This window comes from Saccharibacillus brassicae, from assembly GCF_006542275.1.
In the GTDB taxonomy this organism is placed as follows: Bacteria; Bacillota; Bacilli; order Paenibacillales; family Paenibacillaceae; genus Saccharibacillus; species Saccharibacillus brassicae.
In genome coordinates this window covers 2838337-2851632 of the sequence record NZ_CP041217.1, presented here as the reverse complement: position 1 = coordinate 2851632, position 13296 = coordinate 2838337, and the positions used below count along the sequence as shown (strand labels likewise).

12 protein-coding genes are annotated in these 13296 nt (G+C 61.9%); 6 read left to right on the top strand and 6 right to left on the bottom strand.

Annotated elements, in window-relative coordinates; all coding sequences use genetic code 11:
• Positions 1 to 64 precede the first annotated feature (64 nt).
• The 3 genes from kdpC to FFV09_RS11925 all read left to right on the top strand — a co-directional run bounded on the left by kdpC (position 65) and on the right by FFV09_RS11925 (position 3940).
• The gene (kdpC, locus tag FFV09_RS11935; protein WP_141448031.1) at positions 65 to 631 is read left to right on the top strand and encodes a K(+)-transporting ATPase subunit C; all 567 of its coding nucleotides are present in this window, start codon (positions 65 to 67) and stop codon (positions 629 to 631) included.
• A 69-nt stretch (positions 632 to 700) separates the two neighbouring features.
• Positions 701 to 3046: a universal stress protein gene (locus FFV09_RS11930; RefSeq protein ID WP_141448030.1), complete on the top strand. Its 2346-nt coding sequence runs from the start codon at positions 701 to 703 to the stop codon at positions 3044 to 3046.
• Between the two features lie 129 nt (positions 3047 to 3175).
• Positions 3176 to 3940: a hypothetical protein gene (locus FFV09_RS11925; RefSeq protein ID WP_141448029.1), complete on the top strand. Its 765-nt coding sequence runs from the start codon at positions 3176 to 3178 to the stop codon at positions 3938 to 3940.
• A gap of 382 nt (positions 3941 to 4322) precedes the next feature.
• Here the strand turns inward: FFV09_RS11925 and FFV09_RS11920 are convergent, their stop codons facing one another.
• Positions 4323 to 5630: a hypothetical protein gene (locus FFV09_RS11920; RefSeq protein WP_141448028.1), complete on the bottom strand. Its 1308-nt coding sequence runs from the start codon at positions 5628 to 5630 to the stop codon at positions 4323 to 4325.
• Positions 5631 to 5936: 306 nt separating this feature from the next.
• Positions 5937 to 6782, bottom strand: a complete 846-nt coding sequence (locus FFV09_RS11915; RefSeq protein WP_141448027.1) for an AraC family transcriptional regulator — start codon at positions 6780 to 6782, stop codon at positions 5937 to 5939.
• A gap of 162 nt (positions 6783 to 6944) precedes the next feature.
• Here FFV09_RS11915 and FFV09_RS11910 point away from each other — a divergent pair, with 162 nt between their 5' ends.
• Positions 6945 to 7604 carry a ThuA domain-containing protein gene (locus tag FFV09_RS11910; RefSeq protein WP_141448026.1) on the top strand — a complete coding sequence of 220 codons (660 nt, stop codon included), beginning with the start codon at positions 6945 to 6947 and terminating at the stop codon, positions 7602 to 7604.
• A 40-nt stretch (positions 7605 to 7644) separates the two neighbouring features.
• Entirely contained in the window at positions 7645 to 8748 is a 1104-nt protein-coding gene (locus tag FFV09_RS11905; protein ID WP_141448025.1) for a Gfo/Idh/MocA family protein, read from the top strand.
• Positions 8749 to 9026: 278 nt separating this feature from the next.
• Here FFV09_RS11905 and FFV09_RS11900 read toward each other — a convergent pair whose 3' ends face one another.
• The 3 genes from FFV09_RS11900 to FFV09_RS11890 form a co-directional block, all read right to left on the bottom strand.
• Positions 9027 to 9617 carry a GNAT family N-acetyltransferase gene (locus FFV09_RS11900; protein ID WP_141448024.1) on the bottom strand — a complete coding sequence of 197 codons (591 nt, stop codon included), beginning with the start codon at positions 9615 to 9617 and terminating at the stop codon, positions 9027 to 9029.
• 118 nt (positions 9618 to 9735) lie between these two features.
• Positions 9736 to 10497: a tetratricopeptide repeat protein gene (locus FFV09_RS11895; protein ID WP_141448023.1), complete on the bottom strand. Its 762-nt coding sequence runs from the start codon at positions 10495 to 10497 to the stop codon at positions 9736 to 9738.
• 171 nt (positions 10498 to 10668) lie between these two features.
• A complete protein-coding gene (locus FFV09_RS11890) occupies positions 10669 to 11289 on the bottom strand; it encodes a peptide-methionine (S)-S-oxide reductase MsrA (protein WP_141448022.1) in 621 nt (206 codons plus the stop codon).
• A gap of 404 nt (positions 11290 to 11693) precedes the next feature.
• Between FFV09_RS11890 and FFV09_RS11885 the strand changes: the two genes are divergently transcribed.
• On the top strand, positions 11694 to 12569 hold the full coding sequence (locus tag FFV09_RS11885; RefSeq protein ID WP_141448021.1) for an aldose 1-epimerase family protein: 876 nt from the start codon (positions 11694 to 11696) through the stop codon (positions 12567 to 12569).
• Between the two features lie 110 nt (positions 12570 to 12679).
• On the opposite strand, the gene FFV09_RS11880 is transcribed toward FFV09_RS11885, so the two are convergent.
• A complete protein-coding gene (locus tag FFV09_RS11880) occupies positions 12680 to 13144 on the bottom strand; it encodes a MerR family transcriptional regulator (RefSeq protein ID WP_246098324.1) in 465 nt (154 codons plus the stop codon).
• Between the last annotated feature and the right edge of the window lie 152 nt (positions 13145 to 13296).

The following is a 13296-nucleotide window of genomic DNA, read 5'->3' as shown; positions in this document are numbered from 1 at the left end:
GTCCGGCCTTGTTTTCCTAACCAAGTGCCGGCGCCCGCCCCCATTATATTGGAGGATACCTTTTATGCGAATCATATGGGTGACGCTGCGCACTACTTTTTCCGTGGCGATTCTGTGCTGCCTCGTCTACAACGTCGCCGTCTGGGCCGTGGCCCAGGCCGCCGCGCCGGACAAAGCGAACGGCAGCCTGATCGAGAACGCCGAAGGGCAGGTCGTCGGCTCGCGCCTGATCGGCCAGAACTTCGCCGAACCCGGGTATTTCCACGGCCGCGTGTCCAGTATCGACTATGACGCGAACGGCTCCGGCACGCCGAACTACGCGCCGTCCAACCCGGACCTGCTGCTGCGCGCGGAAGATTCGGTCGCCGCCTGGCAGACCGAAAATCCCGACGTTCCGGTCTCGAAGCTGCCGGTCGACCTGATCACCAACTCCGGGTCGGGCCTCGATCCGCATATCAGCCCGGCTTCCGCCGAAGCCCAGGTGCCGCGCGTCAGCGCCGCGACCGGCATCGCGGCGGACAAGCTGGAGCAGCTGATCCGCGAGCATACGCAGGGCCGTTCGCTGGGATTGTTCGGCGAACCCGCCGTCAACGTGCTGGAGCTGAACCTGGACGTCGCGGCATCGCGCTAAGCCAGGCATGCAGGCCTAGGTGCACGGCCGACGGCCGACCCGCAGCTTCAATCGGAAGGAAGAATGCCCATGCCCGACTTCAAACGCAAATCGCCGGAGGAGATTCTGGAGTCAATCCACGCGCTGTACAACGGCCGGCTCAAGATTATCATCGGGGCCATCTCCGGCTCCGGCAAGACGTACCATATGCTGCGCGACGGGCAGACGCTCAAGGATCAAGGCGTCGACGTCGTGCTGTGCGCCGTGTCTACCATGCGCCGGCCCGAGACGATCGAGCAGCTCGAAGGACTCGAACGCGTGCCGAGCATCCATTGGACCGGCCGGGACGGCGCCGAACGCAAAGACCTCGATCTGGACGCGATCCTGCACCGCAACCCGGAAGTGCTGCTGACCGACGGCCTCGCGCATCGCAACCGCCCCGGCGCTCCGAACCGGTCCCGGCTGGACGATATTCGTTTTTTGCTCGGAAAAGGCATCAGCGTTATCGCCACCGTCAATGTCTACGAACTGCAGGGCGTAACCGAAATGGCGCGCAAACTGATCGGCATCGACGTCAAGGAGACGGTCCCGTCCGATACGCTTGAGCTTGCCGACGAAGTGCGCCTGATCGACGTCACGCCGGAAGCGCTGCTGGCGCGGATCGAAGACGGCCTGCTGACGAACATGCCGGACAAAACGCTGTTCAACCGCGGCAATATCGGCGTGCTGCGCGAACTGACGCTGCGCCTCGTCGCCGAAGGCGTCAACGGCAGCCTGCTCAAATACCGCGATCAGCAGGGCTATACCGGCGCTTCGGGCACGACCGAGCATATTCTCGTATCCGCCCAGTACCATTGGAACGGTTCGATCCATATCCGCCGGGGCCAGCAGATCGCGCAGCGGCTCGGCGGGGAATTGTCGGTCGTCACGTTCGTCAATCCAGGCGAACGCCTCGGACCGGAACGCGAAGAATTCCGCCGTTCGATCCGCAAGCTGTGCGAGAAGATCGGCGCCAAGCTGCATGAAGTCAAAATCGGTTCGCGCCGCGAAATCCCGCCTACACTCGTGCGGGTCGCACTGGAACAAAACGTGTCGCGCATCGTCATCGGCCACTCCAACCAGACGCGAACCCAGGAATGGCTCAAAGGGTCGATCGTGGCGGAAATGGTCAAACTTATGCGCAACGTGGACATGTTCGTCGTCGCGGACCGCTCGACGGGCGGCGGCGAGCGGATTCTGCCGACCAAACGCAAAGAGCCGCTCGGCGATCCCGCCGGCCCGTACCGGCGCCTCAGCGAAGAACAGGCCGGACGCCGGATCGAAGAACTCAAGCGCGGCCGGTTCAAAGTGTACATCGGAGCCGCTCCCGGCGTCGGCAAGACGTATACGATGCTGCGGGAAGGCAATATTTTACGCAAAAAAAAGATCGACGTCGTCGTCGGCCTGCTGGAAACGCACGGGCGGCGCGAGACGCAGGCCCAGGTCGGCGAACTCGAACAGGTGCCGCGCTTCGTCTTCGCCTACAAAGGCGCGCAGCTCGAAGAAATGGACGCCGACGCGATCATCGCCCGCAATCCCGAAGTGGTGCTCGTGGACGAACTGGCGCATACGAACGTGCCGGGCAGCCTGCAAAAAAAACGCTACGAAGACGTCATTCGCATCCTGAACGCCGGCATCTCGGTCATCTCGACCATGAATGTGCAGCATCTGGAGAGCCTGAACGACAGCGTGGAACAGCTCACCGGCGTGCGCGTGCGGGAGACGGTGCCGGATTCCATCCTGCGCCTCGCCGACGAAGTCGAATTAATCGACGTCACGCCCAAAGCGCTGCAGGAGCGGATGAAGGAAGGACGAATCTACGCGCGGGAAAAAGTGGATCAGGCGCTGGGCAACTTTTTCAAAACGGGCAATCTGATCGCGCTGCGGGAACTGGCGCTGCGCGAAATCGCGGACGACGTCGACGAACGGCTGGAATCGTGGGAACGCAGCGCTTCGCTGCGCGGCCCGTGGCGGCGCGAGGAAGTCATCTTCGTGGCGATCACGCTGAGCGACAACGCCGAACGGTTGATCCGGCGCGGCTTTCGGATCGCGTACCGGCTCAAAGCGCCGTGGCACGTCTGCTACATTCCCGACGGCGGCTGCCCGGAAGCGCGCGGGCGGGAGCGGATCGAACAGCTCCAGCGCCTGACCCGCCGCCTCGGCGGGCAATTCGATCTCGGAGAGCGCGTCACGCCCCGCCGGCTGCACGAAGAACTGCTGCTCCGCGCCGACGCCCGCCGCTGCACCCAGCTCATCGTCGGCCAGTCCCGCCGCTCCGCCGCCTATCGCCTGATGTTCGGGTCGTTGACCCGCCGCCTGCTGCGCACCGCCCGGCATATGGACCTGCTCGTCGTGGCGCGGTTCGACCATGCGGCGCAGGTGAAGCGGGAAGAATGAGGCGGCCGGGGTCGGGCGCTGCTTCGGCAGTCTCCCGATTCCGGCAGCAATCGAGTGAAACGGACCGCGTCCGCGCAAGCGGCGCAGCCCCATGCGACAGAAGTCCAAACCAAGGAGGAGAAAGTCAGGATGAGCGAACGAAAGTTGTCGGGCATCGAGCTGTTTGCGTTTGACGTTATGGAAGAGACCGGTGCGGGCGAGCCGCGCAGGAGCATCCGCCGGTACGGCCTGCTCAAGCTGTCCTGCGGGTCGGCCGCCGGCTATGGCGCCTGCCTGCTCTCCGAAGGCTTCGCCCCGGCCGATCCGGTGCGGTGGAGCGCCTGCTGCCGCCGGCTGCGCGGCCTGACGCCGGGCGAAGCCGCGAGCGCGGCCGCAGCGGACCGCTGGGGCGAGTGCGAGCACCATACCGCGCAGTACGCGCTGATCGGCCGGGCTCTGGCCGATCTGCTCCGTGCGCAGGAGACGCGCCGGGCCAGCGCGCGGCTCCTGATCGGCCTCGGCGCGGCCGGCCTGCTGGGCGGCCTCGCCGCCCGGGTTGCGGGGCGCGGGGCCGACGCGCTGCGCGGGCCGGCTGCGGGCGGCCGCGCCCACGGCGGCTATGCGCCGCTGTTGTCCGCGCGCCATGCGGCGGACGCCGGGGTCCGCGCCGTGCGGGGCGCGGCGGCAGCCGCGCACGGGCGCGCGGAGACGGCGCCGGCGGGGTCAGCCGGCGGAGCGCAGGCGGCCCGCGAGGCGGGCGCGGCGTTTGGCGGGCGCGCAGCCGCCGAAAGCGTTCGCGGGCGCGCGATCTCGCCGGACGACATGCCGGAGCAACTGCTCGCTGCCGTCGCGGCGGAACGGCCGTCTTCGTTCGATCTGATGGATCGGGCCGATGCGTATTGCGCCTGGTTTTGACGACTGCCGGAGTATCCACGGCTTTTCGCCGCAAGAAAGAAGCCTGCGCCCCGCGCAGGCTTTTTCCTGCGCCAAAATAACTGCCTGTAAGCAGTTATTCCCGCCATCTCGTGATCCAAATTCAAAATAGCTGCCTATATCCATCTATTTCGCTCCCGACAGCCGAAAAAGCCGTATCCCGGCAGAAACAGCTGTATATCCGCAACTAATCAAGCAAAATCACCTTTTCCGCGCCTCCCTCGCCCTCTTCCTCCTCTCCAGCCGCGAAAAAACCGCCGTCTCCGGAGAAGACGGCGGTTTTGACAGGGTTTACCCGCCAGAGGGGTTCCGGCAGAGAAGGAATAGCGGTTGCGACGTTTGGTTCAGGCGTTTGATTCAGCGTTTAGTTCAGCGTGTAGCGCGACAGCTTTTTCTCTCCGGCTTCCAGCGTGTACAGTTCGCCTTTGCCGGCGTAGTAGAAGGAGTAGCCTTTGACGCGGTCCGCGCCGGCGTTCATGTCGACTTCGTAGTTCGCTTTCAGCGTTTTGGCGTCGAGCGCATAGAATTTGCCGTCTTTTTTGCTCGTGACGGATACCTCTCCGCTCGGCGAAGGCATCATCCACAGGTCTTTGCCTTCGAGCGCTGCGGCTCCCGTCCGTTTGTTATGGATGTCGTACGCTTCGAATTTCGTGCCTTTTTGCAGGATGAATCCGCTGCCCGTGGCCATCACGTTGTCGCCTTTGGCCAAGGAGCGCTCGAACGTTTGCTTGCCTTTGGCGTCGAATCCGACCAGCTTCCGCTTGGTGTCGATCGTGTCCGGATCGATCTCGATCACTTCGCCTTCTTTGCCGGGTTCGATTCTTTCTTCGTACGTTTCGATCACCGTGCCGCCGTCTTTCAACGAATATATGGCAGGTTCGGAACCCATAGTGCGGAAGTCATGGAAAAGGTTCTCGTATTCCGACATCTTCAGTTTCAAGACAGGTTTCGACAGCGCGTTTATGCTGGCGTAGAGCTTCAACGAATCCATGTCTCTGCTCATGACCTGGCCGTTGCTCAGCATTCTGAAACCATCGGAACCGGTCACTTTCTTCTCGCTTTTGAGCTTGCCATCGCTGCCGAACGTGTGGAACGTCGTGTAGCCTTTCGCTTTTTTCGTTTCCTGCACGGTATTCTCCAGAACGATATCTCCGTTTGGCAGCACGGTCAGGTCACCGCCCACGTCCACTTTGACCGGCGTCGTCCATTTCAGTTTGCCCTTCGCATCGACGGCGCGGATCGTATAGCTTTTCTCTTCCGACTTTTTGCTCAGGAAGTAGACGTCGCCGTTGCTGCCGTAATAGAAGCTGCCGCCGGTCAGCACTTTGGTATCGCCCCGGAAATCGTAAGCCCAGTTGACCTTGTCGCCGCTTTCGCGGTCGACGGCCTGCGCGATAAACGAATTTTCGCCGCGTTCGGCTCTGAAGTTCACGTTGCCTCCGCCAAGCGTCGCCCAACCGAACAGGCTTTCGATGCCCCGGTCGCCGGGAATTTCGTATGTCCAGTCCGGATCGGCCAGGACGTTCGTCGGGACGGTCGTTGGGGCGTTGGTCGAAGCGTTGGTCGAAGCGTTTGCCGGGGCGGTCGCCGCGGCGGCCACGCCTGCGCTTGCGCCGGTAAATCCGATGACCAGGGCCATGCTCAACATTGCGGGTTTGAATGGAATGTTCATAATTTGTTCCTCCTGAGTGAGTCTGTTTTTTTGGTTCTGCATAAGAGACGGCCAACGCTGCCGAACGGTTCGCTAAATTTCAAAATTTTCTTTTAAAGTACATATTTGGATGTTGGCTCGGCAGTTAATCTAGGTCGCACGGAGAAGGCCGCGGTCGTTTTCACGGCCTGCACGCCTTCCTGCGCCTCGTTACAAAGACTCCCCGCACCGCCGAACGGTTCGCAATTTTCGCTTTTTTTAATTCCCGAATTTCCATTTCATCTAATAGCCTGATAGCCTGACCTAGCCCAAATAGCCCGACGCCGCCTAATACCGCAAATCGGACGGCGTCCCTCCCCGAAGCTGCCGGAACACCCGGTTGAACGTCCGCACATTGCCGAAGCCGCATTCCAGCGCGATATCGATCAGCTTGGCGTCGGTGCCCACGATCAGACGTTCCGCGCGGCCGATCCGCAGCTCGTTGAGGTAGGTGTTGTAGTTCATGCCGGTCACATTTTTGAAAAAACGGGAAAAATGGAACACGCTCATCCGCGCCCGATCCGCCCCGTCTTGAAGCGTGAGCGGCCGCGTGTAATGACGGTCCAGATAATCGAGCAGCTCCTGCGTCGTCTTGAGATGGGCGGCCGCGCGGGCGCTGCGCCTGCGGCCCGGCCCGTCCGCCGACGCGTAGCGCAGTGCCAATCCGCACAGCATGTGCAGCAGTCCGGTAATGACGGCATCCGACTGCTCGCGTCCCGCCTCTTCTTCCGCCGCGATCCGCTCCATCACCCCGGCCAGCTCCCGCAGCGCTTCTTCTTCGAACGGCGAACGCTCGCCCGTATCCGAATAGGGGATAAAAGGCGACCGGATCGCGCCTTCTTCCGGCCAACCCGCCGCGCTGCCGATCAGCCGGGGATTGAACACGACCAGAATGATCTCCGACTCGCTTTTGCCGCTGTCGTAGTAATGAATGTCCCCGCTGCCGCAAAAAGCGAATTCGCCCGCCCGCAGCGTCCGAGTCTCCGAATTGATCCCGACCTGAAGCGAGCCTTCGCTGACGTACATAAACTCCAGGTCATGATGCCAATGCGCCAGAAAATCGATACTGCGCACTTTGGAGATCTGGACCGGCAGACCGCTGCCGTAGATCCGGTTTTCGTGAAAAGCTCTCATCGCCGCGCCTCCGTTCTTGTGTTCGAATAGGTGCATATTAGCAAAAATCGTCCACTCCCGCAACGAAAATGGCGCGCTTCATGTAAGGGCTTCCTTTACAATGGGAGTGTAGTCTTATATCAGCGGATTGCCTATTCTTATACGAGACGGGAGATCGATATCATGAGCAAGCAGGCTTTGATCGTAAGCGGAGGCTGGGACGGACACCAGCCGAAGGAAGTTGCCGACCTTTTCGCCGACATTCTTCGCCAGGAAGGTTTTGAAGCGGAAATTGCCTATACGCTGGACGCTTTTCTGGACGAAGAACGCCTGATGAAGCTCGACCTGATCGTGCCGGTATGGACGATGGGCGAGATCACCAACGAACAGCTTCAGCCGGTGCTGAAAGCGGTGGAATCCGGCGTCGGCATGGCGGGCTGCCACGGCGGCATGTGCGATTCGTTCCGCAACAGCGTCGAGTGGCAATTTTTGACCGGATCGCAGTGGGTGGCGCATCCGTTCAACGACGGCGTGGAGTACGAAGTCCGCATGACGCGCACTTCTTCGAGCCCAATCGTGGACAATATCCCGGACTTCACCGTGAAGTCGGAGCAGTATTACCTGCACGTCGATCCGGTGGTGGACGTTCTCGCCACGACGACGTTCAAAATCAGCGAAGGCCCGCATTCCGCCAACGGCGAAATCGTCATGCCGGTCGTCTACACCAAACGTTGGGGCGCGGGCAAAGTGTTCTACAACTCGCTCGGCCACCAGGTGAACATTTTCGATATTCCGGAAGCCAAAGAACTGATGCGGCGCGGCCTGCTGTGGGCAGCCCGCTGAACGTGAAGTTATTCCAAACGGACGAGAGGCGGAAACTGCGATGCGCAAAGTAAAAATCGGCATCATCGGCTGCGGCAACATCAGCGGCATCTATCTGGAAAACCTGACCCGGACGTTCGCCAACACGGAAGTGTTCGCGATCTCCGATATCAGCGAGGAGCGAATGGCCGCGGCCGCGGACAAATACGGCATTGCGAACCAATGGACGGCCGAGCAGATTCTGGAGAGCGCGGAGATCGAGATCGTGCTCAACCTGACGACGCCGGGCGACCATTTCCGTATCTGCCGTCTGGCGCTGGAGCACGGCAAACACGTCTATGTGGAAAAGCCGCTCTCCCTGTCGCCCGAGCAGGGCAGCGAACTGGTGCATCTGGCCCGGGAAAAAGGACTGCTGCTCGGCGGAGCGCCGGACACGTTCCTCGGCGCCGGCCTGCAGACGTCGCGCAAGCTGATCGACGACGGCTATATCGGCACGCCGATCGCGGCGACCGCGTTCATGCTGGGCCACGGCCACGAGAACTGGCATCCGAACCCGGCGTTCTATTACCAGGCCGGCGGCGGCCCGATGTTCGATATGGGGCCTTATTACCTGACGGCGCTCGTGTCGCTGCTCGGCCCGGCGCAGACCGTGGCGGGGATGACGGCCAAATCGTTCGAGCAGCGCACGATCACGAGCGAGCCGCGGTTCGGCGAGAAGATCGACGTCGAAGTGCCGACGCATATCGCGGGCACGCTGCGGTTTCGCGGGGGCGCGGTCGCGACGATGATCACGAGCTTCGACGTCTGGAGCAGCACGCTGCCGTTTATCGAGATCTACGGCACGCAGGGCACGCTGATCGTGCCCGATCCGAACAACTTCGGCGGTCCGGTGCTGCTGCGCCCGGCCGGCGGGAACGAGTTCAAAGAGATTCCGGTCGTGCACCAATACGCCGAGAACAGCCGGGGACTCGGCATCGCCGATATGGCCCACTGCATCGTGAACGGCGGCACGCCGCGCGCAAACGGCGAACTCGCGAACCACGTGCTGGAGATCATGCACGCGTTCCACACAAGCTCCGACAGCGGCGTCTACGCGGAGCTGTCCACGACCTGCGAACAGCCCCGACCGCTGCCGACCGGCCTGGTCAAAGGGTACGTGGAGTAGGCGGCGGAGCGCTGAATGGCGCTGGCGCTCGTGCAGCCGTGCCAAGCGGCTTTGCGCGGCTGGGTGAGGAGCTGCGGCGAGCGGCTGCTTGAGCGGCAAACGCCGCGAAGATCCGCCGCACGCCGCCGTATGGAAAAGACAAAAAAGCCTGAACCGCCGGCGCTTTCTCCTGCCGGTCGTTCGGGCTTTTTGGCGATGCAGAGCGGCGAGGCGGCGCGCGATAGGGCCGGTGCAAATAGCGCGGCGCCTCCGCTGCCCGCCGCCGGCAGAGCGGCGCGTTACTCCGGCGCGCCGCCGAGCGGCTTCCGCATCGAATAATGCGGAATGCCGATCTCTTCGAAGCGCTCGCCTTCGCGCGCGTAGCCGAGCTTGTCGTAAAAAGGCGCCGCCGTCTCGCGGGCGTGCAGCACGATCTCGCCGTACCCCTGCCGCGCGGCCAGCGCTTCGGCAAACCGCACCAGCTGCCGCCCGGTTCCGGTGCCGCGCAGCGCTTCGTCGACCGCGACCTGCTTCATTTGCAGCGCCCCCTCGCCTGCGGCGCGCAGCAGCAGCGTGCCGACCAGCCGCGCTTCGGCTCCGCCCCGCCGCCGGGCAAAAGCGCCGATATGCAGCGCGGCTTCCTCGCCGGACAGATCGTCGTCCGCGATGCTCAGCCCGAGCGGGCGGCGCAGCACTTCGTCGCGCAGCTTCAGCGCAAGTTCGTATTCCGCCGTGCCGAACGCAATCCGGCGCACTTCGATAACATCGGCGCCGAGGCCGTGATCCGCGTCGGCGGGCTGACTGTTCGGCGGAACCGTGCCGGCGGGAGGTTCGGCGGAAGTGCCGGCGCGGTGCGCCGGGCGGTCCGCCCTGTTTTCTTTTTCCGTCATGGGATCGGTCTCCTTATGCAAAAGCGGAACGAAGCGGCTGCTTCGTCCCGTTTTTTTATGCTCTTTTTCGCTTAATGAATGCTTGATGATCGGGAATCGGGCTTCGCCCGGCCCGCCCTTAACGGTCGGTCTTGCCGCGATCCTGCGACCTGCCGCCGACCCGGCCGTCGTACGATCTGCGATCGCGCGCCCGGGCCATGCACTGCTGCGCTTTCTCGTACTGGCGGTCGCGCTTGTACAGCTCCGCCAGCTCCAGATTCGCTTCCCGGTCTTCCGGATCGATCGCAAGCAGCTTCTCGAACACGGCCTTGCTCGCGCCGTGGCGGCGCAAATCTTTGTAAATCAGCCCTTTGTTGAACAGCGCGTCGGTCGAATTCGGATTGATGTCCAGCGCCCGGTCGAGCTGCTCCAGACATTTCGAATACGGTTCCCACAGCTGGTAATAGACGACGGACAGATGCACGTGCGCCTCTTCCAGCATCGGGTCCAGTTCGATTGCGCGCAAGTAGCAGGACTTGGCTTCCTTGAGCCGCGTCGTGCGTTCGCATATATAAGCCAGCACCGACCAGCTGTCCGCGGATTCCGCGTTCAGCATGAGCGCGCGCCGCGCCATCGCTTCGGCTTCCTCATTTTTGCCGCGATTGGCGTATACCCGCGCTTTGCCGGCATACGGATTGGCCCAGGTCGGCCGCATCTTCATCGTCTGATCGAACAGTTCCAGCGCGCCGCGCGAATCGCCCAGCATCAGCCGGCAGCGCCCGAGATAGTCGAGAGTCACGGCATCCATTCCTTTTTCCACCAGCGCTTTTTTAAAATAAAAATCGGCATTCCTGAAATCTCTACGGTTGTAGCACTCGATGCCTTTGTCGAAATGGTTCATGCGGATCCCCTCCCCTATGCCACGATTGTACCCGAAAGTGCAAAGCCACGGGAAGTTTACACGCGAATTTCCGAGAAAAAAGACAACAACCCATAGGGTCACGCTCAGAAATGCGCAGGCAAAGCCTATGAGAAGCGCCCGTGCGATCCGTTAAAAATAGCCCGAACCGCCTCAGTTTTCACCTTTCCCGCTGCTTCTGCTGCGCTGCCCGGCACCGTTTCTTTGCCGCTTCTTCGCTTCGTACCGCTGGTGCTTCTCTTCCGCCGGGTAGAAAACGCCGAGCGGACGCAGCGCGGTCAACTCGCGGCTGCGCCCTGCATCCGCCGGCTCGCTCCGCACCCGCTCCATCGCCGCCCGCTGTTCTTCGCTTCGGTAAAACAGGATCGAACGGTAGCGGGAATCGTCCGGCTTGTAGCTTTCGATCGCTGACGGATTGTGCTCGCCCCAGAACTTTCGGAGCAGCTCCTCAAGCGAGACGATCCGCGGATCGAACTCCACTTCGACCGCTTCGGAGTGCCCGGCGAGGCGGCGATGGGTCGGAACCGGCGGCGGGTTCTCGCCGGGGTCTGCGGGCGGGACCCCGGCAGGAGCCGCAGGCGAATCCGGCTGCGGTAAAGCAGGCGGGGCTTCGCCGGGAGCCGCGGGCGGGGTCAAGACGGACGGCGTATCGCCGCCGCAGTAGCCCACGCGCGTGGCCGTGACGCCCGGAACCCGGGCGAAACGGTCTTCCGGTCCCCAGAAGCAGCCCATGGCGAAGGTCAGCTGCTCGCGAATCGGGGTTGGTTCGGTCATGACGGATACCTCCTGTCGGGATTGGATCTACGTCGCGGCGCCTGGGCGGCAGTCCGCAGGCGGATGTCGGATGTCGCGTGTCGCCGGGAGACGCTTGATCGGCTTATTGGAGGCGAGGTTACGCTGCCAAAAAGGCAGCGTAAACGCCTTTTCGCGTCCTTTTTCAACGCTACATTGCCGAAAAAGCAGCGTAACCGGTCCACTCCGGCTTAACCTCTCTACCCGCACCCGCTCCGCGCCGAGCACGCCGGCGAAGTCCCCCCAGTCGCTTTTCCCCATTATAGCCATTCTGCGCGTCCGCCGCCCGCCCGCAAGCGCCGAAGGCGTTTTTACGGCGGTGCTTTTTTTGCTACACTAAAGGCAGTTCAAGCTTCACAAAATCATTCACCCGGAGGGAAGAACCTATGAACGCAATTTTAAGCAGCGACACGGCCACGGTCGAGATCAAGCCGCTCGGCGCGGAACTGGTCAGCTTCAAACGCACAGATACGGGCCTCGAGTACATGTGGAGCGGCGACGCCGCTTTCTGGACAGGCCGTTCGCCGGTGCTGTTCCCGATCGTCGGGTCGGTGTACGAAGGCAAAATGCGCGCCGAAGGCGGCACGTACGAGCTCAAAAACCACGGTTTCGCCCGCAATCGCGAGTTCCGGCTCGTCGAATCGGACGCGGCGCGGGCCGTGTTCCATCTGTCGTACGACGACGAGACGCTTGCTATGTACCCGTACCGATTCGCGCTCACGCTCACCTATACGCTGGAAGGTTCGACCCTGCGCATCCAGTACCGGGTGGACAACGACGACGACAAACGCATCCATTTCCAGCTCGGCACGCACCCCGCGTTCAACTGCCCGATCGGCGGCGAAGGCGATTTCGAAGACTATCGGTTGGAGTTTGAACGGGAAGAGACACTGGAACGCTTTTTCGTGACGGGCGGCAATATCCAGATCCCGGACAAATCGGAGATCGTTTTGGAAAAAGGAACCGTACTGCCGCTGACGCGCGCGCAGTTCGAAGAAGGCGCCATGATCTTCCGCGACGTCAAATCGGAACGCGTGGCGCTGAGAAGCGACAAAAGCGAGCGCAGCGTGACCGTCTCGTACGAAAACTTCCCGTACCTCGGCGTCTGGCAGCCTCAAAACGCGCCGTTTCTCTGCATCGAACCGTGGCACGGCCTCGCCGACGCGGACCGCTTCGACGGCGAACTCAAAAACAAAGAGCTTGCCGTCGGACTTGAGCCGGGCGAGTATTTTGAAGCGGCTTTGGTGATTGAGGTCGGTTGATCGGGATTGATGGATTGAAAATAGGTCTACCGATTCGAAGGCACGGCCATAGCTCCGAAAACCGCTTCTTCCAAACAAGAGGAAGCTGCGGATTCGGAGCTTTTTGGCATTCACCGAAACTTGCTGCCTCGCTTCGCCGGCAATCCCGGCCCTTTCTGCGGGTCGGCGTCGCAATCGCTTTCGTTCAGCAGCGTGCCCTGCGACAGCTTGAGGTCGATAAAATCGACGATCGTTTGCAGCGAAGACATCTGCTTCAGCACTTCGGCCCGGTACTGCCGGATGCGCTCGAACGCTTCCGGCGTATCGGCGAGGTCTCCGGTGCGGGACATGTCGAGATACGGCTTCATTTCCTCCAGCGGCATGCCCGTTTTTTTGAGGCACAGGATCAGCTTCATCGTCTGCACGTCGCTCTCGGCATAGATGCGGTGGGTGTTGGCTTTGCGCTTCGCTCTCGGCAGCAGCCCGATCTTCTCGTAATAACGGATCGTGTCTCCCGGCAGGCCGGTCAGCTCCGCGGTCTGCTTGATCGTGTATCCTTCTGTCGTCTCCGCCCGGCGGATCGTTTGTTCGGTCAAGTGCTATCGCTCCTCTTGATCGGTTGATGTTCGTTGAACCGAGTATACCGTTTAATGCAGTCTCCAAGTCAAGAAGCAAAACACCGTTTGCGGACTTGTGAGCCAGTCTCCAAGTCAAGAAGCAACACACCGTTTGTTGACTTGGAGCTGGC

Excerpts from the sequence above, each read along its gene's own strand:
- kdpC (WP_141448031.1), top strand. The coding sequence starts at position 65 with ATGCGAATCATATGGGTGACGCTGCGCACTACTTTTTCCGTGGCGATT.
- FFV09_RS11930 (WP_141448030.1), top strand. The coding sequence starts at position 701 with ATGCCCGACTTCAAACGCAAATCGCCGGAGGAGATTCTGGAGTCAATC.
- FFV09_RS11925 (WP_141448029.1), top strand. The coding sequence starts at position 3,176 with ATGAGCGAACGAAAGTTGTCGGGCATCGAGCTGTTTGCGTTTGACGTT.
- FFV09_RS11920 (WP_141448028.1), bottom strand. The coding sequence starts at position 5,630 with ATGAACATTCCATTCAAACCCGCAATGTTGAGCATGGCCCTGGTCATC.
- FFV09_RS11915 (WP_141448027.1), bottom strand. The coding sequence starts at position 6,782 with ATGAGAGCTTTTCACGAAAACCGGATCTACGGCAGCGGTCTGCCGGTC.
- FFV09_RS11910 (WP_141448026.1), top strand. The coding sequence starts at position 6,945 with ATGAGCAAGCAGGCTTTGATCGTAAGCGGAGGCTGGGACGGACACCAG.
- FFV09_RS11905 (WP_141448025.1), top strand. The coding sequence starts at position 7,645 with ATGCGCAAAGTAAAAATCGGCATCATCGGCTGCGGCAACATCAGCGGC.
- FFV09_RS11900 (WP_141448024.1), bottom strand. The coding sequence starts at position 9,617 with ATGACGGAAAAAGAAAACAGGGCGGACCGCCCGGCGCACCGCGCCGGC.
- FFV09_RS11895 (WP_141448023.1), bottom strand. The coding sequence starts at position 10,497 with ATGAACCATTTCGACAAAGGCATCGAGTGCTACAACCGTAGAGATTTC.
- FFV09_RS11890 (WP_141448022.1), bottom strand. The coding sequence starts at position 11,289 with ATGACCGAACCAACCCCGATTCGCGAGCAGCTGACCTTCGCCATGGGC.
- FFV09_RS11885 (WP_141448021.1), top strand. The coding sequence starts at position 11,694 with ATGAACGCAATTTTAAGCAGCGACACGGCCACGGTCGAGATCAAGCCG.